Here is a 21817-nt window from a genome sequence, read left to right as displayed (position 1 = left end):
TTAATACTTATGTTCTTGCAACTAACCTTTCTTCGACTCAGCAATGTAGTACCTTGCCTTATTGGCATTTTTGACACAGGCATCATAGGACTCAAAGGTCTGGTTGGTTTTAGCCGCGGTAAGTAAGCTGGCTGCCTTGGTATAGTTCACGCTTCCTGCAAAACCTTCACTCTCTGCAAAGTTAAGCTCTTTGTAAGCCACATCCAATGCGGCTCTACAGGTAGCCGCACTTTCTTTTTTGGGCGCTCCAGCGCAAGCTAATAAAGTCAAACTTACTAACGATATTACTGAACATTGAATCAATACTTTCATCGCATATCTCCAGTTTTGGGTATAAAGTTACTATAGCCCAACCAATAGACTCCGCAAATACACTCTTCACAATTTTCTGATTAACTCTTACATGCCTGCCCACAAATGGGTATTATTACCGCAACATCAAGCAATCACTGGGTTTGCCCCTTGAAAGTAACGCTACCTGACTTTTCCAAAGCAAAGATTTTAGTAATTGGCGACATTATGCTGGATCGCTACTGGCATGGTGGTACTTCACGTATTTCTCCAGAAGCGCCGGTGCCCGTGGTCAATGTACAGGAAACTGAGGATAGGGCCGGTGGCGCAGGCAACGTAGCGCTCAATATCTCAGCGCTCGGCAGTCAGGTGACATTATGCGGCATCACTGGTCAAGACGAAGCTGCTGACAGTCTCAGCAAATTGCTCGATGGCCATAATATCCAGTGTGCCTTTGATCAAAGAGCGCATCAGAACACCATCACCAAACTACGTATCATCAGCCGACACCAGCAACTGATCCGTCTCGATTTCGAAAAGGACTTTTCACTCCAGTCAGGAATAGACCTTGAACTGGTAGCTGACCTGATTAGCCAACATGACTTAGTTGTCTTGTCGGACTACGGCAAAGGTACCTTGCAGGATCCTCAGTCGATCATTCAGGCCGCCAGAAAAGCAGGTAAACCAGTGGTGGTTGATCCCAAAGGTACAGATTTCACTAAATACCAGAATGCTACCGTCATTACACCGAACCAGTCTGAGTTTGATTTGATCGCAGGTAGTAGTGCTAATGAGGAAGAATTCCTCAGTAAAGGTCAAACACAAAGAGAAACCCTCAAGCTGGATGCATTGTTGGTAACTCGTAGCGAAAAAGGCATGGCGCTGTTTGAAGAAAGCCATGAGCCATTCTTGCAACCAACCCAGGCTCGCGAAGTTTTTGATGTGACTGGCGCAGGCGATACGGTTGTTGCAGCATTAGCAACGGGGCTTGCCAGCGGTCTTGATCTTAAAACCGCCACTCAGATTGCCAATCTGGCCGCAGGCATCGTAGTTGCCAAGCTGGGAACAGCAACCGCCACCCGTCAGGAACTGCTCAATGTCATGTTGCAACATCAACCTTTATCACAAGGGGTTGTCACTGAATCAGAGTTATTAGAATTGCTACAGAAATCCAAAGCCAGTGGCGAAACCATTGTCATGACCAATGGCTGTTTTGATATTTTGCACGCAGGCCATGTCACCTACCTCAAACAGGCTGCAGCTCTTGGTGATCGCCTCATCGTAGCCGTCAATAGCGACGATTCAGTACACAGACTTAAAGGCGAAGGTAGACCGGTTAATCCAGTTGACCAACGTATGGAAGTCCTCGCCGGACTCGCCAGCGTAGACTGGGTCGTAGAGTTCACCGAAGACACACCCGCACGATTAATTGGCGAGTGTCTGCCTGATATTTTAGTCAAAGGCGGCGATTACAAACCCGACCAAATTGCCGGCGGTGAAGCCGTCATGAACAATGGCGGTCAGGTAATTATTCTCGATTTTGTGGATGGGGTTTCAACTACGAAGATTATTGAAAAGGCGCGGGGCTAGATTACTACTTGTAGAGGTCCCTTAAAGCAAAAACCTCGAAGTCACAATTGTTCCTTCGAGGCTACGCTAGCTATTTAGTTTCAAACTTTTCATAAAGCTTTTTTTCAAGCTCCTTGAAATATGGGTTATCTGCAGACCATGCTTTACTCCCAAAACCATCTGAGTCTTCATATTTATATGTCATGATAATGTATTTACCAGTACCTTCAACTTGTGCTCCCTGGCAGTAACCCCCAGAAACATACATCGGAACCTCGCTTGTCTGCTTAAAGATTTTGATAGGTAATGAGCGATATTCGTACTCTACGCTACCGATATAAATGAGCCCCTCTTCACCCATTTCATATGGACTATCTTTATAGGATTTTTCAATATGCCTCTCAAATTCTTTATAATTAATTTCAACAACATATCCTATAAAAATATGTTCAGCTTCTTCAATCAAGTCCTCAATAGGAGTGTAATCCACTGTACAAGCATTGCTACTTTGTATAATTGAAAAAAATGTAATAGCTAAGAAAAATAGTTTCTTCATGACTTTTCACTAATTGTTAATACCGAGCTTAGATAACAATATTTGATTAAAAGATTATTAATTTTATTATCTGTAGTTGTTCCAAGGTCATTAAAGAGTGAAATGTTGAGTTTTGCAATGACTTTATATGAATGGAAAATGTAGATTCCGCATCTGAGTGCGGAATGGCTTGATAGTGGACCAAGATCGAGCCTGGTGCTTGGCTACATCCTACTGGCTTCATTAATTTTCAGGCTTACGGCAGACGATGAGTTTTATCGGCCACTGTACTTTTTTCATGTGGTTTGTATCACACCAAGCGAAGATGAGTTTTTGCGATAGTTGGCTGATAGGGTTTTTCTGTTCCTGCTGAATATAGTTCTGTGTTGCTGACCAGCTGTTGAGGTAACCGATGACCTGATCGAAGGTCCAGGTCTTTTCAACTTTGAAGTCCGGTGTGGGAATGGTTTGAAATGGGAACTGGTAATCTGAAAAATTATTTTCCAAAGTTTCCCGTTGGTTAGGCCAGTAGTTCTTTAATACATTTTCGTATAAATGTCGGATGACTGCGTCTACTTCGTGATTGATTTGCAGTAATTGATAATTCCAAACCGCCAAAATTCCGCCGGGCTTTAGAATTCGCTTAGCTTCAGCAAAGAATTTGTCTATATCAAACCAATGCAGTGCCTGTGCGACTGTTATGATGTCCATGCTTTCATCAGGAAATTTACATTGCTCGGCTCTGCCGACGAAATATTTGATGTTTTTCCGTTGGTGAGCGTTTTCAAGCTGACGAGTACTAATATCGGAGGCATAGACTTTACTGAAACTCTGAGCAAGTCCAATTGCTGCTTGACCATTGCCTGTTGCCACATCCCATGCATTTTCATGGTTGTCACTCAACATGGCTAGATAATGAAATAACTGATCCGGATAGTCCGGACGGTAGCGCCGATAATTTTCAGCATTTGAAGAGAAATTAAATCCTTTATATACAGATTCCATCGTATACCCCACTCCTGTTCCCCTAGATATGTCGCTTGCATTGTTTCAGAGGCGACAAGGCTTAGAATAGCGCGGAAGCTGATGAATTTCAAAAGGTATTATTTTGTGGTTTTACGGTGTCAGTTATGACGATTGTTGGATTAGGTGCTTTATCTTTATTTATACAAAGAGCAGATTCCGCATCGGAGTGCGGAATGACAAGATGTTGAGAATTGATGCTTGCGATAGCAATTGAGGGCCGCCATGGCCCTCTTAATATATTTAGCGAGTAAAAACTGGCCCCATGCCGTTGGCCCAGAAAATGACGCTGATAGCAAGTACTGCCACAATCAGTACCAGGGCTACGGTAAGAATTGAGTTGGTGAACAGAATGCCACGGTCTTTATCGATTCTCATCATGATTGGCGTTCCTGCGAAGAGTATTCTTAACGCTAAGGCAACGGCGACCAGAGTCAGCAGGGTATTAAGCCATAATAATGGATAGGCACTGGTAATGCTGATCAGGAATAGTGGCATGCAGGAATAGGCAACCAGAACGAAAGCATCGCTGACGGTTGCATTCGAATCATAAGTTTGTGCCATCCAATGAACCAGGCGGGCAAAAATATAAAGACCGACCAGAATGGCTAAATAGGCGGCGATTGAAATAGTCAGCGCGCTTTGCCAAGTCAGTTTGACTGGCTCTTCGTAACCGATTCGCCAACCGCTGTAAACTGCGCCAATAAATGCGAAGACTGGTGGCAATAACGCCATCCAGATCACCATTCGGATATAGGCCTGTTTGACAGAAAAGTTTTCTTCTCTTAATTGCTCCCAGGCCTTTGCTGGATTATATAGAACGTTAAAACGATTTTTCATTGCCCTGCCCCCTTGTCCTTTCCGGTTCTTTTTAGTCTCAAGACTTTAGTGGTGACACTTACTCCCGGCTAGAACGTTCAATTGATTGAAATCGGTAATCGTCACTTCTTTATCTTTTATCGCGATCAAACCATTTTGTTGAAGCTTTGTGAAGAGACGGCTAACAGTTTCCACTGCCAGACCTAAATAATTAGCGATATCGCCACGCGTCATTACCAGGTTAAAACAGTTGCGTGATAATCCACGTTTGCCGAAGCGGCTGGATAGGTTAACCAGAAAAGCCGCCAGACGCTCGTCGGCGCTTTTCTTATTGAGCAGCAGCATTAATTCCTGGTCATCATGGATTTCACGACTCATGACGCGTACAAGCTGCTGTCTCAAACCAGGAATTTCTCCCGAAAGCATTTCCAGCTTGTGATATGGAATGGTGCATACCATTGAGGTTTCCAGCGCTTTGGCCATACTTGGATGCTTGCCAGAACTGATGGCATCAAGACCAATGATTTCACCGGCTAAATGAAAGCCTGTGATCTGCTCTTCGCCACTTTCGGAAATGGTATACGACTTGATACAGCCCGAACGAACTGCATAAATAGCCTGGAATTCTTCACCAGAACGAAAAAGCATCTCATTCTTATTGAGAGGCTTTTTGCGCTGAATAATGCTGTCCAAATGCTCGACTTCGGACTCGGCCAGCATTACCGGCAAACATAACTGGTTGATACTACAACTCTGACACTTAATTGATGGCAACGCCATAAGATTCACACACCTGAAAATTTATCCCAGTTTAGTACATTCTGCCCTTTTTTCAAACGAATTTAGGAGAATCTAGATAGCTTTAGAATACGTCGGAATGATGTTAACTTCCTTGAAATATGCATCAAAAGCCATGCAAATGTTACGAATTAACAATCTTCCGGCATCGTTGACCTGAATCCCTGTGTCAGTCAGGTTAAGCAGGCCGTCTTCTTCAAAGCGAACCAATGATTCCAGCTCATCGGCGAAGTATTCTTTAAAGTTGATATTAAAAGCTTTTTCGATATCGCTGAAATCCAGTTTAAAGTGGCAAATCAATTGCATAATCACTTCACGACGTAACAGATCATCGTCTTCCAGATAACAGCCACGCCATACTGCAAGCTCACCTGCTTCTACTCGTTCGTAATACTCATCAAGACCACGCATGCTTTGGCTATAACTATTGCCAACCTGACTGATGGATGAAACACCCAATCCCACCAGGTCACATTCTGCGTGAGTGGTGTAGCCTTGGAAATTACGATGCAAATCGCCATGTTCCTGAGCTTGAGTCAACTCATCATGCGGTAAGGCAAAATGATCCATGCCGATATAAACATAGCCCGCTTCAGTCAGCTTTTTGATTGCAGACTCAAGGATACGGAGCTTCTCTTGTGGAGAAGGTAAGTCGTAAGCATTAATACGACGCTGTGGCTTAAAGCGATGCGGTAAGTGTGCGTAGTTAAATACCGACAAACGATCAGGCGCCATGGTAATTATTTTATCAATGGTTTCATTAAAACTATCGACCGTTTGATGTGGCAGACCATAAATCAAATCGATATTGATAGAGTCAAAGCCATGACGGCGCGCCTGTAATAACAGATGACGGGTGTCTTCTTCTGGCTGAATGCGATTGACCGCTTTTTGCACTTCAGGATTGAAATCCTGTACACCCATGCTTAAACGATTAAAACCAGCATGGGCAAGACTGGCCATGGTTTTGTTGTCCACGCTACGCGGATCAATCTCAATCGAGAACTCGCCATTATCGTCGTCAAACTCAAACAGCTCGCGTAATTTATTGACTAAACCTTCAATCTGCTCATTTGAAAGGAAGGTTGGCGTACCACCGCCCCAGTGAATCTGTGTGACTTTACGGCCTTTGACATAAGGCGCAATCATTTCCGCTTCTTTAACCAACGCAACCAGGTAGCGATCCGCTTTTGATTTGTCCTTGGTAATGACTTTATTACAGGCACAGTAGTAACAGATATTTTCACAAAAAGGGATGTGCAAATAGAGCGACAATGGCTTGCCAACATTGGATGTTTTTAATGTCTTTTTAAAATCCTCAACTCCAAAATCATCGTTAAATTGCAATGCAGTTGGATAGGAAGTGTAACGAGGACCTGCGATGTTGTATTTTTCAACGAGTTCGCGGTTCCAGATTGAAGATTTAGGCATAGCCTGCACCTGTTTTGCTTTACGATGGATACAGGATAGGTAATTTAACGAACAAGCGGATTGATCTAGATCAACTGGATTCGAGTCTGCTAATTTATTTGTAATTCAATCGGTTATAAAGATTCATTTTCAATACATTTTCTAATTAATAAACCTTTTTCGAGTTACTTTTTGTGCTTCAACTGGCTGCTTGTCAACAAACTTGATCAGCACTATTCCGATGAGATTGATAAATGTCAGGCTTTTGGTTCAGAGCCGTATTTAGCGCCAATATTTAATGGTGAGAATGGTTTATTTTTGTCTGCATCTGATGATGCTGATGACCATCTTGTCCATTAGATATTTTAATAACTGCTTGATAAATAAAGAAGCTTCCCCATAGTATGAACAAGAGTCCAAAGATAGCACGCACCTTTTGGTTGCGGAAAAAATTAACCAGCTTATTGCTAAACACACCAACTGCGAACATGGCTGGCAAAGTGCCCAAACCAAAAGCTACCATGCTGGTAAAACCACCCATGGCTGTTCCTGACGTACTGGCCATTGCTAGAGCGCTGTATACTAATCCGCAGGGCAATAGCCCCCATAGCAATCCTACAACGGCGGCCTGATGAAATCTTTTGATGGGTAAGAATCGACTCTGTACCGGTGACACTTTTTTCCACAGTCTACGACCGAGCTTTTCAAAGTAAACGAGCAGGTTTTGCCAACTTAATAGATAAAACCCCATCATGATCAACATGATACCGCCCAGAACGATCAATACTGGAAAGTTGGTCCACTTGCTAAAAAGATAACCAAAGCCACCAACTAAAGCTCCAAGAATACCGTAACTGAGTACTCGGAATATCTGATAAGTGAAAGACAGGCGCAGTGACTTTTCCTTCGCAGTACCGGTATTGAGCGCAACGGTTAAGCCACCGCACATGCCAATGCAATGTGTTGAACCTAGAAAACCCATGGCAAAAGCTGAAAACAATGCGGTTAATAGTTGCTCGCTAATCATGCTTTTGAACCTGGTTGATCATTATCTTCTTTAGTAGAGTGTTCCGATTCTTTTTGTTTATGGCCGTTCTCTTCAAAGTATTTTTTTTCACCTCCTTTCTCATCGAAATCTTTCTCTTCGAAAAGGATTCTACTCGCCTCTTTATCCAGATCAGAATACTGATCAGAGTTAACTGCCCAGAAGAAAATGCCAACGGCTATTGCCAGGAAAATCAGGGTCAGTGGTATTAACAAATAAATTGCATCCATGATTAGTTTGCGACCTGCTGCTGTTCACGCTTCAATTTCAATGAGTTGACCACCACGACAATGGAGCTCAACGACATACCAATAGCTGCAAGATAGGGAGGTATATAGCCCATAGCAGCAAATGGAATCATCACTGCGTTATAGATCAATGCCCACGATATATTTTGTTTAATAACCGATTGAGTCTGTCGACTTTTTTGCAAGATAAAAGGAATGTCCAATAAGTTTTCTGACAACAAGTAAGCATCTGCAGTAGTACGCGTCAAGTCGGAGGCCTTTGCCATTGCTACCGATGAGTCCGCGGCAGACATCACCGGTGCGTCATTTAATCCATCACCGACCATCATTACGCGTGCCCCTTTGGACTGCAACGATTTGACATAAGATAACTTCTGCTCTGGAGTCATGCCGTTAGTCCAACTCTCAATGCCTAATTGCTTTGCTAACTTTTCAGTTTGCTCGCTGGGATCACCGCTCAGAATATGTAATCGATAGCCTTTTGTTTGTAATTGCATGACCATAGCTTTGGCCTGCTCGCGAACCTTATCGGTTAATTGCACATGAGCAAGAAGTTTCTGACCATCATAAAGCCACAAACCCGAATTTTCAGATTGAGACTCAACCTCATCAAACTGTCCATCACAGGATTCGATAAACTGACGATTGCCGAAATAGAAAGTATCGCCTTTGATAGAGCCTGATACGCCTGCAAACGAATGATGCTTAATATCAGACGCAGTTACTTCATTATTTTGATATTCGTAGAAAGCCCGAGCGATTGGATGTTCCGACTGCGACTCCAGTGCTGCGATAATAGCTAGAACCTCCTGCTTACCGAGCCCTGAAAATAACTCTACCTTATCGACAACAAATGCGCCTTCTGTCAAAGTTCCAGTCTTATCAAAAATCACATCAGTGACATGACTGGTGTTTTGGAGAAAATGCTGGCCTTTAATTAATACGTTCCTTTGATTATGTGCCAACGCACCACAGGTCATGGCTATCGGTGTTGCTAAGCCAAGTGCGCAAGGACAGCTCACCACCAACACTGAAAGGGTAATCCAAAGGGCTTCCTGTGGTTCATGACGCAGCCAATACCAAGCGACAGTTGCTGCCAATAACAGAATAAATAAAACAAAATAACGAGCGACGGTATCTGCCAATAATCCGATGCGTGGCTTTTCAAGCAATGCTGCTTCCTGCATGCTCAATAATTTTGCCCAATAACTGTTATCTGATGTGCCGCTGACTTTAAGACGGATAGCCTGATGGGTATTAACACTACCGGCCATCACCATCTGACCCTGATGCTTTTGGCGTGGTAAAAACTCACCGTTAAGCATGGCTTCATTGACTTCAGCCTGTTCGCTGATGAGTTCACCATCAATCGGTACTGTCGCACCGGGACGGATCAAAATTTCATCGCCCTGCTGCAGCTTTTTCAAAGACACCATTTTGCCTTGCGATTCATTGCAGCTTACTCGTTCAGCATAAACTGGCAGGCTATTTTGTCCTTTATAGACTTTTTCACTGACCTGTTGACGCGCCCGGAACTCAAGGTAGCGTCCTATCAACAGGAAGAAGACAAACATGGTGACCGAATCAAAATAGACTTCACCGCTCTGAGTGAGCACAGCCCAGATACTGGCGCCATAGGCTAGAAACAGCGCCAAGGTTATCGGCACATCCATATTCAGACGAAACTGTCTTAAAGATTGAATAGCACTAAAGTAAAAAGGAAATCCTGCATAGAACAAAACAGGTGTAGCGATCAAAAAGCTAACGAGGCGTAAGAAGTGTCCGTGCTGCTGATTGATGTCGTCCCATGCGCCAAGGTACAACCCTACCGCATACATCATCACTTGCATCATGCCCAGTCCCGCTAAACCTAAACGTCGCAACCAACTTTTTTGTTGCTTAACATTGATAGCCAATGCCTGCTCGGGTTTATAGGGAAGCGCTGAATAACCCAACTGATGTAGGCGCTTCAGAATTTTGCTTAGCTCTATAGCCTCAGGCTGCCATTGAAGGTTTATGGTCTGCGCGGCCACATTAACCTGGACACCAGTTACTCCCGGTATCTTTCTCAGGGTTCGTTCAATCAGCCAGGCGCAGGCACTACAGCGGATGGGTTCTGATAATAGAATAATCGAGGAAGACTGATCATTTGTTACTGAGTCTTTTTGCGTTACCCGATATTCAGCCTGAATATCCTCTTCGTCAAAAGCTACCAATTCGGGAGGGAGCTCCTGATCAGGACGAATCGCCTGTTCGGTTCTAAACTTATAATAATCGGTCAGACCATTGCTAACGATGGTTTCCGCAACGGAATAGCAGCCCACGCAACAAAACTCACGTTCTTTGCCCAGCACTTCTAGCGTCTGATGATAATTTGCCGGAATAGGCAAACCACAGTGAAAACACTCGCTACGGACTTTTGCGTCCATCTTAATAACCTAAGGTCAATTCACGCTTAGTTGGTAAAGTCCATATCTGCTCAAGTTCCCATTCATCACCATAGGGGCGAAGAGTTACGTGCCACTTTCCCTGAGTGTCTTTTTCTGAACCATCGGCCATCAGTTCCGCAAAATAGACACCATTGGCATTCTTTTTTAAGGCCAGTGAAAAATCTCTCTCCGCCAAAGTGGCATGACGAAAATCCAGAAATAAACTGTCATCGATCGGTTGCTTTGACTGAAGCATGATTTCAAGTCGAGTGCCGCTCAAATCAACATCTGCCCGAATACCCATTTCCTTAGCAAGCTGGCGCTTTTCCAGAATCTGATTGATGGCCAGTCCTTCTTTGTAATAATCATCCTTAACCATGCTGGCAGGATTGTTCACCGCAATCGTTACCAATAAAATTCCAGTCACCACCGAGCTGGCTGGAATGGCAATCACAAACCAGGGCCAAAATTGTTTGTACCAGGGTTTAGTATCTTTATCTTGCACTTGATTCATGGGTATTCCGCGCGATTAGCGTCTTCTAACTGGACCAATAAAATTGGTCCCTTGATTAATAGCAATGGACTCATCATCCACGCTTTGCAAGCGAACGGTCAGCTTTTCAGTTGTGCCCGTTAAATTGAAGGGATCAATCGACACCCGAACAGGAACCGTGATCACAGCACCAGCTGCCACCGTTACTGTTTCAGGACCTTGATAGACCAGCTCCGAATGACCGGTGATATCAATCGCGTAAGTGTGTGCCTTCTGATCCTTATTAACGATTCGCAAGTTATAAATATTTTCGATAAAACCTTCTGCCGTCGTTAAATATAGGCGATTTCGATCTTTGATAATATCGAGTTCCAGTGGGGTACGAAGCCACACCGACAACACAAAAATTAAGCTGATTAATATCAGTATCGAGCCATAACCAATAGTCTTGCCACGTAACAGCTTCACTTCTTTACCATTATCACGATTTTCAGTGGTATAGCGAATCAAGCCAGGCTCATAGCCCATCTTATCCATCACTTCATCGCAAGCATCAATACAGGCCGCGCAGGCAATACATTCATACTGCAAGCCGTCACGAATATCAATACCGGTTGGGCACACATGAACACACTGCATACAGTCGATACAATCACCCAACCCTTTTGCCTCATACTCTTCCTTGGGCATATCTTTTTTACGCGGGCCACGCTGCTCACCACGCTGTTCATCATAGGCGATGATCAGAGTATCCTTATCGAACATGGAACTCTGGAATCGCGCATAAGGGCACATATAAATGCAGACCTGCTCACGCAACATACCAGCATTGCCCCAAGTGGCGAAACTGTAAAATAGAACCCAGAAGGTTTCCCAGGGACCTGTACTTAAGGTCAGGATTTTATCGGTAAGTTCTGTAATCGGAGTGAAATAACCGACGAAGGTGTAACCGGTAAACAATGCAAAGATAATCCACAGCGCGTGTTTCGCCAGTCGCTTACGAAGTTTTTCAAAGTTCCAAGGCTGCTTTTCTAACTTTAATTGTTTATTACGGTCTCCCTCAACTAGTCGCTCCATCCAGATAAAGACTTCAGTCCAGACAGTTTGCGGACATGCGTAACCACACCAGAGGCGTCCAGCAATGGTCGTGAAAAAAAACAATGCCATTGCCGCGATAATTAACAGTAACGTCAGGAATATAAAATCTTGTGGAAAAAAAGTCAGACCAAATAAATGAAATTTTCGTGCGGGCAGATCAAATAGAACGGCCTGTTGACCGTTCCAGCTAATCCAAGGTAATCCATAATACAGGCCAAGCAATAACCAAACGGACAAGACTCGGAGGTTGTTAAACCGTCCTGATACTTTCTTCGAAAAAACTTTTTTCCGCTTTACGTAGAGGTCCTGTTCGTCGCCTACTACGTAAGTATCGTTTTGTTCACTCATTGCTCAAACCTGTATTAATGTTTAGACCAATATTACAGACTGTTACTCTTGGCTTTGCTTATCATCTGAGTGAGATAAGCTATACACATAAGCGGTAACCAGATGTGCCTTTTCTTTGCCTAAGATTTTGTCGTGGGCTGGCATATTGGCCTGAATACCATTTTCAATCACATCTTTAATCATGCTGATTGAACCACCATGCAACCAGGTTGTGTCTTTCAGGTTTGGTGCACCCATGGCTGTATTACCACTTAAGTCTTTACCATGACATGCAGCACACATAGCTTCGTATTTCACTTTACCTTCATCAACAAGATTAGGTTTGAAGGTACGCTCCACTTCATTTTGGCTTAGTATGTAATGCACCACCTGTGAAACACCCTCTTCACCTAAAGCAGAACCCCAGGCAGGCATTGCACCTTTACGACCTTCCATAATTGAATACATGATGTCATCAGGTGTGCCACCGTATAACCAGTCATCGTCAGTCAGATTTGGAAAGCCAATACCGCCACGCCCATCTGCACCATGACAACCGAAACAGGTGTTGGCAAAAATCGACTGCCCCATCTGCAATGCTTCTGGTTCGTTCTGCAAATCTTTTACAGACATGGCCGCGTACTTTTCAAAAAGTGGCATATATTTAGCATCTGCTTCGGCGACTTCTTCTTCGTACTGGCTGATCTGCGACCAACCTAGAACGCCTTTAAACTTGCCAAGGCCCGGATACAAAATCAGGTACACAATCGCAAACACAATCGTGATGTAAAACATCCACAACCACCAGCGAGGCATTGGGTTGTCATACTCTTCAATACCGTCATAGACATGGCCTGTTGTTTTGCCCTGCTCACCACTTTGCTTCTTTTTGCGAGTAAAATAGAGCAACGCCACGCAACCAAGAATATTGATGGCAACGATCAGAATAATATAAAAGCTTAATGCATTACTCATGACTCATCACCTCTTTATGATTGTTGGCTGTTGACTCCTTATCACCTTCATCGAGAGCCATACGCGCTGCCTGGTCATACATTGGCTTACGTTTTTTTGAATACACCCAAATACAGAGGCCGATAAAGAGCAACATAATTATCAGGGTCATAACACCGCGGAAAATATTGATATCCATTATTCACCTCCTGAATTTTGTACTGTGCCATGCTCATGGCCAAGGGACTGCAAATAGGCAATCAAGGCAGTGATTTCTTTTTTGCCTGCAACCTGCTCTTTGGCAGCTGCAATCTCTTCATCGGTATAAGGAACACCTAACTTACGCATGGTCTCCATTTTGGCAGCAGTTTTTTCACCATCCAGAATGTTTTCATCTAGCCATGGGAAAGAAGGCATATTCGACTCAGGTACCGGATCACGAGGATTCATCAGGTGCACATAATGCCACTCATCCGAATAACGACCGCCGACGCGAGCCAGGTCAGGCCCAGTACGCTTTGAACCCCATAGGAATGGGAATTCATAAACGTCTTCGCCTGCTACAGAATAGTGACCATAGCGCTCTGTTTCGGCGCGGAATGGACGTACCATCTGAGTGTGGCAAACGTGGCAACCTTCACGGATATAAATATCACGACCTTCCAACTCAAGCGCGGTATAAGGACGCAAGGTGGAAATAGGTTGCGTGGTATCTTTTAGGAAAAATAAGGGCACGATTTCAGCAAGACCACCAAAACTGATGGCGACCACAATCAGAATACCCATCAAACCAACATTCTTTTCGACTTTTTCATGATTCATTTGTGTGCCCTCCTAGTGCGCTGGTTGTGGGATACGGGTATCCGCATTTTTCGCGCCGGAAATCGTCTTCATCACGTTGTATGCCATAACAAACATACCGGCCAGGAAGATGATGCCGCCAAGTAAACGAATACCATAGTAAGGATAAGTGGCTTCTAAGCTCTGCACGAAAGAGTAAGTCAAAGTACCGTCAGAGTTTGTAGCACGCCACATAAGACCTTGAGTGACACCCGCAATCCACATCGCTGCGATATAAAGCACCACACCGATTGTCGATAACCAGAAGTGCATGTTAATCAAGCTGATGCTATGCATCTTTTCTTTACCGAAGATAGAAGGAATCATGGCGTAAAGTGCACCAATCGAAACCATGGCAACCCAGCCCAAAGCGCCTGCGTGTACGTGACCCACTGTCCAATCAGTGTTATGCGATAAAGCATTCACCGTCTTGATGGACATCATTGGGCCTTCAAACGTCGACATGCCGTAGAAGGATAATGATACGATCAGGAACTTGATAATTGGGTCGGTGCGAAGCTTATGCCATGCACCGGACAGGGTCATAATACCGTTGATCATGCCGCCCCAGGATGGCGCAAGAAGAATCAATGAGAAGACCATACCCAATGACTGTGCCCAGTCAGGTAATGAACTGTAGTGTAAGTGGTGAGGACCGGCCCACATATAAATCGCAATCAATGCCCAGAAGTGAACAATCGATAAGCGATACGAATATATCGGGCGACCCGCCTGCTTTGGAACATAGTAATACATGATGCCTAGGAAACCCGCAGTCAGATAGAAACCAACCGCGTTATGACCATACCACCACTGAACCATCGCATCAATCGCACCTGAGTAAACCGAGTAAGATTTCCAGGTAGTCCAGTCAATCGGAAGCGCTGCGCTGTTTACGATGTGCAGCACCGCAATGGTGATGATGAATGCACCGAAGAACCAGTTCGCTACATAAATGTGCGACACCTTACGCTTCATGATGGTGCCAAAGAACAACACTGCGTAAGCGACCCAAACGATAGCGATCAAGATATCGATTGGCCACTCAAGCTCAGCGTATTCTTTAGTCGTCGTTAGACCCATTGGCAAGGTAATTGCCGCCAATACAATCACCAATTGCCAACCCCAGAATACAAAAGCCGCCAGCTTATCGCTGATCAGTCGTGCATAACTGGTACGTTGGACACAGTGAAGAGAAGTAGCCATCAACACACAGCCGCCGAAAGCGAAAATAACCGCGTTAGTATGAAGTGGACGAAGACGGCCAAAATGTAGCCATGAAGTATCAAAATTCAGTGCCGGGAACATCAGCTGGGCAGCGATTAAAACCCCAACCGCCATACCAACAATTCCCCAAACTACAGACATAACGGCAAACTGCCTTATGACCTTATAGTTATAATTATCTTTTTTTAGCTCACTCATCATAACCTTCCTTATAAACCAAGGACTTACATAAATTCAGGGTGTTTTAGCAGTGTGATCATAAGGAAGGACCGATATTGAATACTTGATCTGGATCAAGCGAATCCATAAAGGCCTGTTTTAATTCATATATGAAGTGATAGGCAATAACTATGACGCCAAAAATGCCGCCTACGCCGAGTCCATACATGAACCTTAAGTCACTCTTTCATAAAGACATATCCCTAAGTGCAGTCGAGTTATCACCAACAGGACTCAGGATAACATAAGATTTTAATATAAGAAGTATTGGATTGGCATTTTTACAGGCCACTATTCGCACGAGGATTTTTAAGGTATTAGCCCAGAAAAGATTAATTATTCTAGAAATAATTAAAGGTAATGAAAATGATAATCATCCCGCCATTTTATTGAGATAATTTTATAGAAGATAGCGGGATGGATTTAAAGAATAAGAAATTGATTAACGAGCGATGCGAGCCATAAAACCAGCTATGGTGCGGCATTTAACAACCAACAATAATGCAACAATTAACTCAACTAACGTTGATATTATTGCGGCCTGATCGCTAACATCCATTGCTAATAATGTAGATACTTGTGACGGCGTCATTATTTCAGATGATCCGCTAGAGGACATTGCGTAAAAAGCGAGCCAAAACGCACCATCCATTAAAGATTTGTACAAAAAGAACAAACCAATTGATGCTACAAAGATTGTTAACAAACTTTTAGGATTGACCGGCTCAAACTCTCGTTCTTCCTTACCTAGCAACTTATAGGCAACCGTTAAAGGGAAAAACCAAAGAAAAACTGAAGTGATTATAGGTATTAACATTATAATCATTGATATAAAGCCTGGCTTAAAGGATGTCATATCATTCAATCTAAGCGTAAGGAATTCAATAATTCCGATTACCCCGTAAATAAACAGACAAATAGCAAAAAGTCGTACCACTAACCCCAGATAATGAATTGGTTTCATGTTTTATCCCTTTTATGTTGTTGAGTTTTAATTTATCAATTTTTCATGAGTATAGGGTTTCAACTGTTCAATTGAAAGGTTGAGATCTTTATAACCTACTTTATATGACTCACTGCCGATAACATTTCTTACAAATCCCCGCTTGCTCAATTGCCCAATATTGCTAGGCTGTTAAGTTAAGTTTTTTTCATGTGTTGTTATTTGGGGAATTTTGATGAAAATTGCAGTCCTGTTATTGAGTATGAGCTTATCTTTTAGCGCATTTGCCGCTGAAGAGAAGTCAGAAGCACCGAATCCTTATCCTGAAGAGAAAACCGTTATTACAGAGCATTCAACAAAAGTTGGCGGCAAGACTATCAACTATAAGGCTGAAACGGGTAACTCATTTGTTTATAACGAAAACAACGAAGTCATAGGTTCGATTTTCTTCACCGCCTACACTCAAAAAGGCGCAAAAGCCAAAAACCGTCCGATCACTTTTGCCTACAATGGTGGCCCGGGCTCAGCATCTGTCTGGTTGCATATGGGCACACTTGGCCCGAAGCGTGTGGTGATGGATAAAGAAGGGTTCCCATTAAAGCCGCCGTTTGAGATGGTGGACAATGAATACTCATTGCTGGACTTAACCGATATCGTGTTTATCGACCCTGTGGGCACTGGCTATAGCCGCTCGCACGATAAAGGTACCGATAAAGACTTCCACGGTGTCTGGGAAGATATTCGCACGGTATCTGAATTTATTCGCCTGTATATGACTCGTAATGAACGTTGGAGTTCGCCTAAGTTCCTGATTGGCGAAAGCTACGGTACTACTCGTTCAGCCGGTATTGCTTATCACATGGGTCAAAACCATGGTGTGTATTTCAATGGCATCATGCTGGTATCCAGCGTGCTTAATTTCCAGCTGGACGACTTTAACGACCAGATGGATTTGCTACCGCCTATAACCATGCTGCCAAGCTACACCGCAGCTGCCTGGTACCACAAAAAACTGAAAGCGCCTTTGGATGCCGATTTAAAAAATGCCATTGAACAAGCCAAAGAATTTGCGCTGAATGAATATGCGTTGGCTTTGCTGCAGGGTGATAACCTGGAACCCCGCAAGAAGCGTGCTATTGCTGAAAGAGTTGCCGACTTTACTGGCCTTTCTGTTGATCTGGTTATGGAGAATGATTTAAGAATTTCGTTAGATGATTTTGTGCATAATATTAAGCGCAAAGAGGGCGAAACCATTGGTCGTCTGGATAGTCGTTTCACCACTCCAGAACTTGATGCCTTAAACAAGCCAGGCTATCGCGACCCAAGCTACATGGCTATCCATGGTACCTACACCGAAAATCTGATGACCTACCTTTCAACTGAGCTCAATTATAAGTCAGACCTTCCTTATTATATTTTGGGCGGCGGTGTAAAAAGCTGGAACTATGAAGACTTTTATCGTCAGAACCGTGACATCAGTGACAAGCTAACTGCGGCCATGCTGCGTAACCCAGACATGCAGGTTTATGTGGGTAATGGCTATTACGATTTTGCGACACCTTTCTTCGCTACTGAATATACATTTTCTCATATGGGACTGCCCAAGCAGCTCAAAGACAATGTGCACATGTACTACTATGAGTCAGGTCATATGATGTATATCCGTGAGCATGATCTGATTAAATTGAAAAAAGATTTAACCGAGTTCTTTAAGAAATCGCTATAAAACATAGAGTAATTGGGCGACCACACTGGGTCGCCCATACCACTTTCTTAACTTACCATCCGCTCATTTATTTCCATTCCCCTATTCCCAATATCCTGACATCCTCATACAATATGCCCAATTTTTAACCTCTATAAATTGAGAGTTCATCATGGCAAAAGCAAGTGATATCAAGCGCAACATGGCGGTTGAATACAACGGCAAGTTGTTGGTTGTTAAGAATATTGAAGTCAGTAGCCCTAGCGCACGTGGTGCTGCTACCCTGTACAAGATGCGTTTCACCGATGTTCAAACTGGCCTGAAAGTTGAAGAACGATTCAAAGGTGATGACCAAATCACTACCGTTGACTTGACCAAGCGTCCAGCGACTTTCTCCTATACCGAAGGTGACAGCGTTATTTTCATGGACAGTGAAGATTACAGCCAATACACCTTCAATAAAGAAGACATCGAAGACGAGTTACTGTTCATTACAGAATACATCGAAGATTTACGTGTCGTGCTGGTTAATGACAAAGTGATTGGCCTTGAGTTACCACAATCTGTAGAAATGGTCATTGAGCAAACCGACCCTTCAATTAAAGGGGCTTCGGCAACTGCCCGAACTAAACCCGCAACCTTCGCAACAGGTTTGACTATTCAGGTTCCAGAGTACATCGCCAACGGCGAGAAAGTTAAAATCAACGTTGAAGAAAAGAAGTTCATGAGCCGCGCGGATTAATTCCGCGCTTTCATTTATCAAATATCCCAGCCTGTTGTAGGATGGCTTTATCATCCGACAACAACCTTCTCTATGAAAATTATTCTACTGCCCGGTGTTGATGGTTCGGGGATCTTGTTTGCTCCCTTCTTGAATACATTTAAGCCTGACCTACCCGTTGAAGTCATGCCATTAACGGATGATTCTGATCAGAGTATTTTGAACCAGGTTTCGATTATTGAGGATGCGGTGAGTGATGAAGAAGTGATTCTGATCGTGGAGTCTTATTCGGGCTTACTGGCTTATGAACTGGCGAGGCGCAACAAAATTCGGATTAAACAAATCTTCTTCTTTGGTTGCTTTCTACAGCCACCAAGCTTGATTGGTAAGATTGGTCGTTTTCTTCCAGTACGACTTCTGAACATAATTCCAAATAAAGTGCTGGCTCATATTCTGTTTAATCGATGGTCATCACCTGAGCTTAAACAATTACTAAACAAAGCCATACAGAACATTAACTTTTCCAACATTAAAAAACGTTTTAAAGCCATCGCTACTGTTCAAAAACCAAGTCAGGTTATTGATGTGCCATGTGTTTACGTTCAAGCGACTATGGATAACCTTGTAAGCGCCTATAACCTCAAAGCTTTTGAGGAGTTGTGCAGTAACTTACAGGTCGAAGTTGTCGAAGCAACACATATGCTTTTGCAAACACAACCGGAAGCTATGTCTCAGTTAATTCATAAACATATCCAATTATAACAATAGCGCACAGTGACTATGTGCATTGGGTTATAGTCTCTTCCAGTGATTGTCAGCTACCATTAGGGTAACTTAATTAATGGATTGAATATGGCTGCGCAAAAAGCAACGATTGCATATATTTCTCACGGGGGCGGTCCGCTTCCTTTACTTGGCGACCCAGCCCATCAGGAGATGGTTGATAATCTTCAATCATTTGCCAAAGAAGTACGTAAGCCTGAAGCTGTCGTCGTATTCAGTGCTCATTGGGAAGAGTCTGAAGTGAGCATTATTTCTAATCCGCGTCCTTCACTTTATTATGATTATTATGGTTTTCCAGAAGAGTCTTATCATATTCAGTATCCAGTTTCCGGAAATCCTCCTCTAGCAGATAAAATTCAGACCCTGCTGTCTCACAAGAATATCTCCACTGAAATGGAGGCTACTCGCGGGCTCGATCACGGTGTCTTTGTCCCCTTAAAGATTATGTATCCTGAGGCGGATATTCCGGTCATTCAGATTTCATTATTGAACGGGCTCGATCCAGAGAAACATATCCAGTTAGGCCGAGCTCTCAGAAGCCTACTATCCGAAAATATACTGATACTTGGCTCTGGATTCTCTTTTCACAACCTGAAGGCATTTTTTGGTGCCAGAGATCAACAATCTCGACAACTCAACGAAGCTTTCGATGACTGGCTTACAGAAACCTGTATGAGCGCATCATTACATGAGTTTGATCGTGCAGAGAGATTAATGGAGTGGCAGAACGCACCGGGCGCGCTCTATTGCCATCCGCGCGAAGAACATCTGATACCGTTGCACATCTGTTATGGACTTGCACAAAGAGCTGCCGATAAACGGTTAAGCTTTGATGTCATGGGCAAAAGAGCCAGTTGCTTTATCTGGAGTTAGTTAAGCGTATTAACTTTCTTCAACTAGCTCAAAGCGTTTTACTTGCTCACCATCAACTTCAATGGACTCAATAAACATTTCCAGAGGTCGAATCCAGGTATCGAAATCGCCATAAAGTGTTTTATAGACGACAAAATATTCCAAAGTTTCTGAGTGTCTTGCCACGTCCAGCACTTCGTAAAACTTACCTTTGTAATGCTTATATTTGCCCTTAACAATTTTCTCGCTCATTATGCATTCCCCCAGCTATACCCTTTTCGCCATACGGTTTCTAATGGACCCTGCTCGAAATATTGAAACCACATTTTCACAAACATGATTTGTATCGCCCAAATGGCCAGCGTAAGCAAGACCAACTCACTGCGCGAAACTTTTCCATACATATCAAGTCCATAACCGTAGAAAATAAATCCGCAAATAACACTTTGCATTATATAAAGAGTAAAAGCCATCCGCCCTACTTTGGACATTAAGCTTTGCAGTCCTTGCGCAAAACTAGACTGTGCCCAGACTATGAATAAACACACATACGCCATAGCCAGAACAAGGGCACCGATATAGAAACTAATGGATAAATAACTGTTAAAAAACTGGTAGGAGAAACCTGTTTCGGTGTAAAGCCAGGCAGTTATAAGCGATAAAGGAAGTCCTACTAACAAACAAGCCCACATAATGGCTTTATGGTTGCGCTGCCCACTAAAAAAGCCCACTTTTACCAACCCCATTCCAACCATCATCAATCCTGAGGTACGCCATAATGTGAAATATAGGAAATCCCAGGTCTGACGCTCTATAGCGACTTCAATACGGTCTGCTGTAAGTTGCCACCAGTTTCCCTTGTATGCATTTAACATTTTAGTTTGTGTTTCAGTATCCGCAGACCAATAAGGGCTAGTTGGTGGGGGATCGAAAATAGCCAATATTGAATCATAAATATAGGGTGCAACAGATCCCAGTGCGAGAAGGAAGCCTACAGTAATGAGTAAAACAGGTTTAAGATTTCGCAGCCAGAAAACTAACATCCCGCATAAAGCATAGGCCACCAAAATATCTCCGTCCCAAATCAAATAAGCATGTAACAAGCCAAATACCAGCAACAATACAGAACGCATAAAGAAAGGTTTAATAGGAGTGATGCCTTGCTTGGTATATTTATTGGCGAATAGAACTATGCCGGCTCCATACAATATTGATAACAACGCCATAAAGCGCTGCTTAACTAATGCGTATTCAAACAACCAGATCCATTTATCGGCTGCTGTAAAATCACCGAATGCCAGTGGGTTATATCTAAGCAAGCTCGGAGTGGAGAAGTAATTAATATTGATTACCAGTATCATCAAGATGACCACACCACGCATTAAGTCAATACTACTGATCCGATCATTGCTGGAGGCAAACATAGTCATTCCCTTTCTTATAATTTATTTACAAAACAAGTAGCCATAAAAAAAGCGACCCGCAGGT

23 protein-coding genes are annotated in these 21817 nt (G+C 43.3%); 5 read left to right on the top strand and 18 right to left on the bottom strand.

Going from position 1 to position 21817, the window contains the following annotated elements; genetic code table 11:
• Positions 1-21 precede the first annotated feature (21 nt).
• Positions 22-312, bottom strand: coding sequence for a hypothetical protein (locus CW740_RS02480; protein ID WP_106646043.1), 291 nt, complete (start codon positions 310-312; stop codon positions 22-24).
• Between the two features lie 150 nt (positions 313-462).
• Between CW740_RS02480 and hldE the strand changes: the two genes are divergently transcribed.
• On the top strand, positions 463-1881 hold the full coding sequence (hldE, locus tag CW740_RS02475) for a bifunctional D-glycero-beta-D-manno-heptose-7-phosphate kinase/D-glycero-beta-D-manno-heptose 1-phosphate adenylyltransferase HldE (protein WP_188459734.1): 1419 nt from the start codon (positions 463-465) through the stop codon (positions 1879-1881).
• Positions 1882-1951: 70 nt separating this feature from the next.
• On the opposite strand, the gene CW740_RS02470 is transcribed toward hldE, so the two are convergent.
• From CW740_RS02470 to CW740_RS02400, 15 genes are all read right to left on the bottom strand, one after another.
• Entirely contained in the window at positions 1952-2416 is a 465-nt protein-coding gene (locus CW740_RS02470) for a hypothetical protein (protein WP_106646041.1), read from the bottom strand.
• A gap of 222 nt (positions 2417-2638) precedes the next feature.
• Complete coding sequence (locus CW740_RS02465) at positions 2639-3400, bottom strand: class I SAM-dependent methyltransferase (protein WP_106646040.1); 762 nt, start codon at positions 3398-3400, stop codon at positions 2639-2641.
• Between the two features lie 261 nt (positions 3401-3661).
• On the bottom strand, positions 3662-4258 hold the full coding sequence (locus CW740_RS02460) for a Yip1 family protein (protein ID WP_106646039.1): 597 nt from the start codon (positions 4256-4258) through the stop codon (positions 3662-3664).
• Between the two features lie 45 nt (positions 4259-4303).
• Positions 4304-5017, bottom strand: a complete 714-nt coding sequence (fnr, locus tag CW740_RS02455; RefSeq protein ID WP_106646038.1) for a fumarate/nitrate reduction transcriptional regulator Fnr — start codon at positions 5015-5017, stop codon at positions 4304-4306.
• 72 nt (positions 5018-5089) lie between these two features.
• On the bottom strand, positions 5090-6466 hold the full coding sequence (gene hemN, locus CW740_RS02450) for an oxygen-independent coproporphyrinogen III oxidase (protein WP_106646037.1): 1377 nt from the start codon (positions 6464-6466) through the stop codon (positions 5090-5092).
• Between the two features lie 274 nt (positions 6467-6740).
• Entirely contained in the window at positions 6741-7472 is a 732-nt protein-coding gene (locus CW740_RS02445; protein ID WP_106646036.1) for a sulfite exporter TauE/SafE family protein, read from the bottom strand.
• Positions 7469-7720: a cbb3-type cytochrome oxidase assembly protein CcoS gene (ccoS, locus tag CW740_RS02440; protein WP_106646035.1), complete on the bottom strand. Its 252-nt coding sequence runs from the start codon at positions 7718-7720 to the stop codon at positions 7469-7471. The genes CW740_RS02445 and ccoS overlap by 4 nt, the downstream gene beginning before the upstream one ends.
• A gap of 2 nt (positions 7721-7722) precedes the next feature.
• A complete protein-coding gene (locus CW740_RS02435; protein WP_106646034.1) occupies positions 7723-10167 on the bottom strand; it encodes a heavy metal translocating P-type ATPase in 2445 nt (814 codons plus the stop codon).
• 1 nt (position 10168) lies between these two features.
• Positions 10169-10681 carry a FixH family protein gene (locus tag CW740_RS02430; protein ID WP_106646033.1) on the bottom strand — a complete coding sequence of 171 codons (513 nt, stop codon included), beginning with the start codon at positions 10679-10681 and terminating at the stop codon, positions 10169-10171.
• Between the two features lie 15 nt (positions 10682-10696).
• The gene (ccoG, locus tag CW740_RS02425) at positions 10697-12106 is read right to left on the bottom strand and encodes a cytochrome c oxidase accessory protein CcoG (protein WP_106646032.1); all 1410 of its coding nucleotides are present in this window, start codon (positions 12104-12106) and stop codon (positions 10697-10699) included.
• 42 nt (positions 12107-12148) lie between these two features.
• Entirely contained in the window at positions 12149-13060 is a 912-nt protein-coding gene (gene ccoP / locus CW740_RS02420; RefSeq protein WP_106646031.1) for a cytochrome-c oxidase, cbb3-type subunit III, read from the bottom strand.
• Positions 13053-13238 (bottom strand): cbb3-type cytochrome oxidase subunit 3, encoded by a 186-nt coding sequence (locus CW740_RS02415; RefSeq protein WP_106646030.1) that lies wholly within the window; start codon positions 13236-13238, stop codon positions 13053-13055. The genes ccoP and CW740_RS02415 overlap by 8 nt, the downstream gene beginning before the upstream one ends.
• Positions 13238-13861, bottom strand: coding sequence for a cytochrome-c oxidase, cbb3-type subunit II (gene ccoO, locus CW740_RS02410; protein WP_106646029.1), 624 nt, complete (start codon positions 13859-13861; stop codon positions 13238-13240). Before ccoO ends, CW740_RS02415 begins: the two co-directional genes overlap by 1 nt.
• A gap of 12 nt (positions 13862-13873) precedes the next feature.
• Positions 13874-15304: a cytochrome-c oxidase, cbb3-type subunit I gene (ccoN, locus tag CW740_RS02405; protein ID WP_106646028.1), complete on the bottom strand. Its 1431-nt coding sequence runs from the start codon at positions 15302-15304 to the stop codon at positions 13874-13876.
• 463 nt (positions 15305-15767) lie between these two features.
• Entirely contained in the window at positions 15768-16289 is a 522-nt protein-coding gene (locus CW740_RS02400) for a hypothetical protein (protein WP_106646027.1), read from the bottom strand.
• Between the two features lie 214 nt (positions 16290-16503).
• Between CW740_RS02400 and CW740_RS02395 the strand changes: the two genes are divergently transcribed.
• From CW740_RS02395 to CW740_RS02380, 4 genes are all read left to right on the top strand, one after another.
• Complete coding sequence (locus CW740_RS02395; protein WP_106646026.1) at positions 16504-17994, top strand: S10 family peptidase; 1491 nt, start codon at positions 16504-16506, stop codon at positions 17992-17994.
• A 151-nt stretch (positions 17995-18145) separates the two neighbouring features.
• The gene (efpL, locus tag CW740_RS02390; protein WP_106646025.1) at positions 18146-18715 is read left to right on the top strand and encodes an elongation factor P-like protein EfpL; all 570 of its coding nucleotides are present in this window, start codon (positions 18146-18148) and stop codon (positions 18713-18715) included.
• A gap of 72 nt (positions 18716-18787) precedes the next feature.
• Complete coding sequence (locus CW740_RS02385; RefSeq protein WP_106646024.1) at positions 18788-19456, top strand: alpha/beta fold hydrolase; 669 nt, start codon at positions 18788-18790, stop codon at positions 19454-19456.
• 90 nt (positions 19457-19546) lie between these two features.
• Positions 19547-20350, top strand: a complete 804-nt coding sequence (locus CW740_RS02380) for a DODA-type extradiol aromatic ring-opening family dioxygenase (RefSeq protein WP_106646023.1) — start codon at positions 19547-19549, stop codon at positions 20348-20350.
• A gap of 9 nt (positions 20351-20359) precedes the next feature.
• Here CW740_RS02380 and CW740_RS02375 read toward each other — a convergent pair whose 3' ends face one another.
• Together CW740_RS02375 and CW740_RS02370 are read right to left on the bottom strand one after the other, a co-directional pair.
• Entirely contained in the window at positions 20360-20581 is a 222-nt protein-coding gene (locus tag CW740_RS02375) for a DUF1653 domain-containing protein (protein ID WP_106646022.1), read from the bottom strand.
• Positions 20581-21759 carry a DUF418 domain-containing protein gene (locus CW740_RS02370; protein ID WP_106646021.1) on the bottom strand — a complete coding sequence of 393 codons (1179 nt, stop codon included), beginning with the start codon at positions 21757-21759 and terminating at the stop codon, positions 20581-20583. The genes CW740_RS02375 and CW740_RS02370 overlap by 1 nt, the downstream gene beginning before the upstream one ends.
• Positions 21760-21817: the final 58 nt, after the last annotated feature.

The organism is Kangiella profundi, from assembly GCF_002838765.1.
GTDB lineage: Bacteria > Pseudomonadota > Gammaproteobacteria > Enterobacterales > Kangiellaceae > Kangiella > Kangiella profundi.
This window is presented reverse-complemented; position numbering and strand designations above follow the sequence as displayed.

Excerpts from the sequence above, each read along its gene's own strand:
- CW740_RS02470 (WP_106646041.1), bottom strand. The coding sequence starts at position 2,416 with ATGAAGAAACTATTTTTCTTAGCTATTACATTTTTTTCAATTATACAA.
- CW740_RS02430 (WP_106646033.1), bottom strand. The coding sequence starts at position 10,681 with ATGAATCAAGTGCAAGATAAAGATACTAAACCCTGGTACAAACAATTT.
- CW740_RS02400 (WP_106646027.1), bottom strand. The coding sequence starts at position 16,289 with ATGAAACCAATTCATTATCTGGGGTTAGTGGTACGACTTTTTGCTATT.
- fnr (WP_106646038.1), bottom strand. The coding sequence starts at position 5,017 with ATGGCGTTGCCATCAATTAAGTGTCAGAGTTGTAGTATCAACCAGTTA.
- ccoG (WP_106646032.1), bottom strand. The coding sequence starts at position 12,106 with ATGAGTGAACAAAACGATACTTACGTAGTAGGCGACGAACAGGACCTC.
- CW740_RS02445 (WP_106646036.1), bottom strand. The coding sequence starts at position 7,472 with ATGATTAGCGAGCAACTATTAACCGCATTGTTTTCAGCTTTTGCCATG.
- ccoN (WP_106646028.1), bottom strand. The coding sequence starts at position 15,304 with ATGAGTGAGCTAAAAAAAGATAATTATAACTATAAGGTCATAAGGCAG.
- CW740_RS02385 (WP_106646024.1), top strand. The coding sequence starts at position 18,788 with ATGAAAATTATTCTACTGCCCGGTGTTGATGGTTCGGGGATCTTGTTT.
- CW740_RS02395 (WP_106646026.1), top strand. The coding sequence starts at position 16,504 with ATGAAAATTGCAGTCCTGTTATTGAGTATGAGCTTATCTTTTAGCGCA.
- CW740_RS02380 (WP_106646023.1), top strand. The coding sequence starts at position 19,547 with ATGGCTGCGCAAAAAGCAACGATTGCATATATTTCTCACGGGGGCGGT.
- ccoP (WP_106646031.1), bottom strand. The coding sequence starts at position 13,060 with ATGAGTAATGCATTAAGCTTTTATATTATTCTGATCGTTGCCATCAAT.
- CW740_RS02375 (WP_106646022.1), bottom strand. The coding sequence starts at position 20,581 with ATGAGCGAGAAAATTGTTAAGGGCAAATATAAGCATTACAAAGGTAAG.
- CW740_RS02435 (WP_106646034.1), bottom strand. The coding sequence starts at position 10,167 with ATGGACGCAAAAGTCCGTAGCGAGTGTTTTCACTGTGGTTTGCCTATT.
- ccoO (WP_106646029.1), bottom strand. The coding sequence starts at position 13,861 with ATGAATCATGAAAAAGTCGAAAAGAATGTTGGTTTGATGGGTATTCTG.
- ccoS (WP_106646035.1), bottom strand. The coding sequence starts at position 7,720 with ATGGATGCAATTTATTTGTTAATACCACTGACCCTGATTTTCCTGGCA.
- hemN (WP_106646037.1), bottom strand. The coding sequence starts at position 6,466 with ATGCCTAAATCTTCAATCTGGAACCGCGAACTCGTTGAAAAATACAAC.
- CW740_RS02465 (WP_106646040.1), bottom strand. The coding sequence starts at position 3,400 with ATGGAATCTGTATATAAAGGATTTAATTTCTCTTCAAATGCTGAAAAT.
- CW740_RS02460 (WP_106646039.1), bottom strand. The coding sequence starts at position 4,258 with ATGAAAAATCGTTTTAACGTTCTATATAATCCAGCAAAGGCCTGGGAG.
- efpL (WP_106646025.1), top strand. The coding sequence starts at position 18,146 with ATGGCAAAAGCAAGTGATATCAAGCGCAACATGGCGGTTGAATACAAC.
- CW740_RS02370 (WP_106646021.1), bottom strand. The coding sequence starts at position 21,759 with ATGACTATGTTTGCCTCCAGCAATGATCGGATCAGTAGTATTGACTTA.
- CW740_RS02415 (WP_106646030.1), bottom strand. The coding sequence starts at position 13,238 with ATGGATATCAATATTTTCCGCGGTGTTATGACCCTGATAATTATGTTG.
- CW740_RS02480 (WP_106646043.1), bottom strand. The coding sequence starts at position 312 with ATGAAAGTATTGATTCAATGTTCAGTAATATCGTTAGTAAGTTTGACT.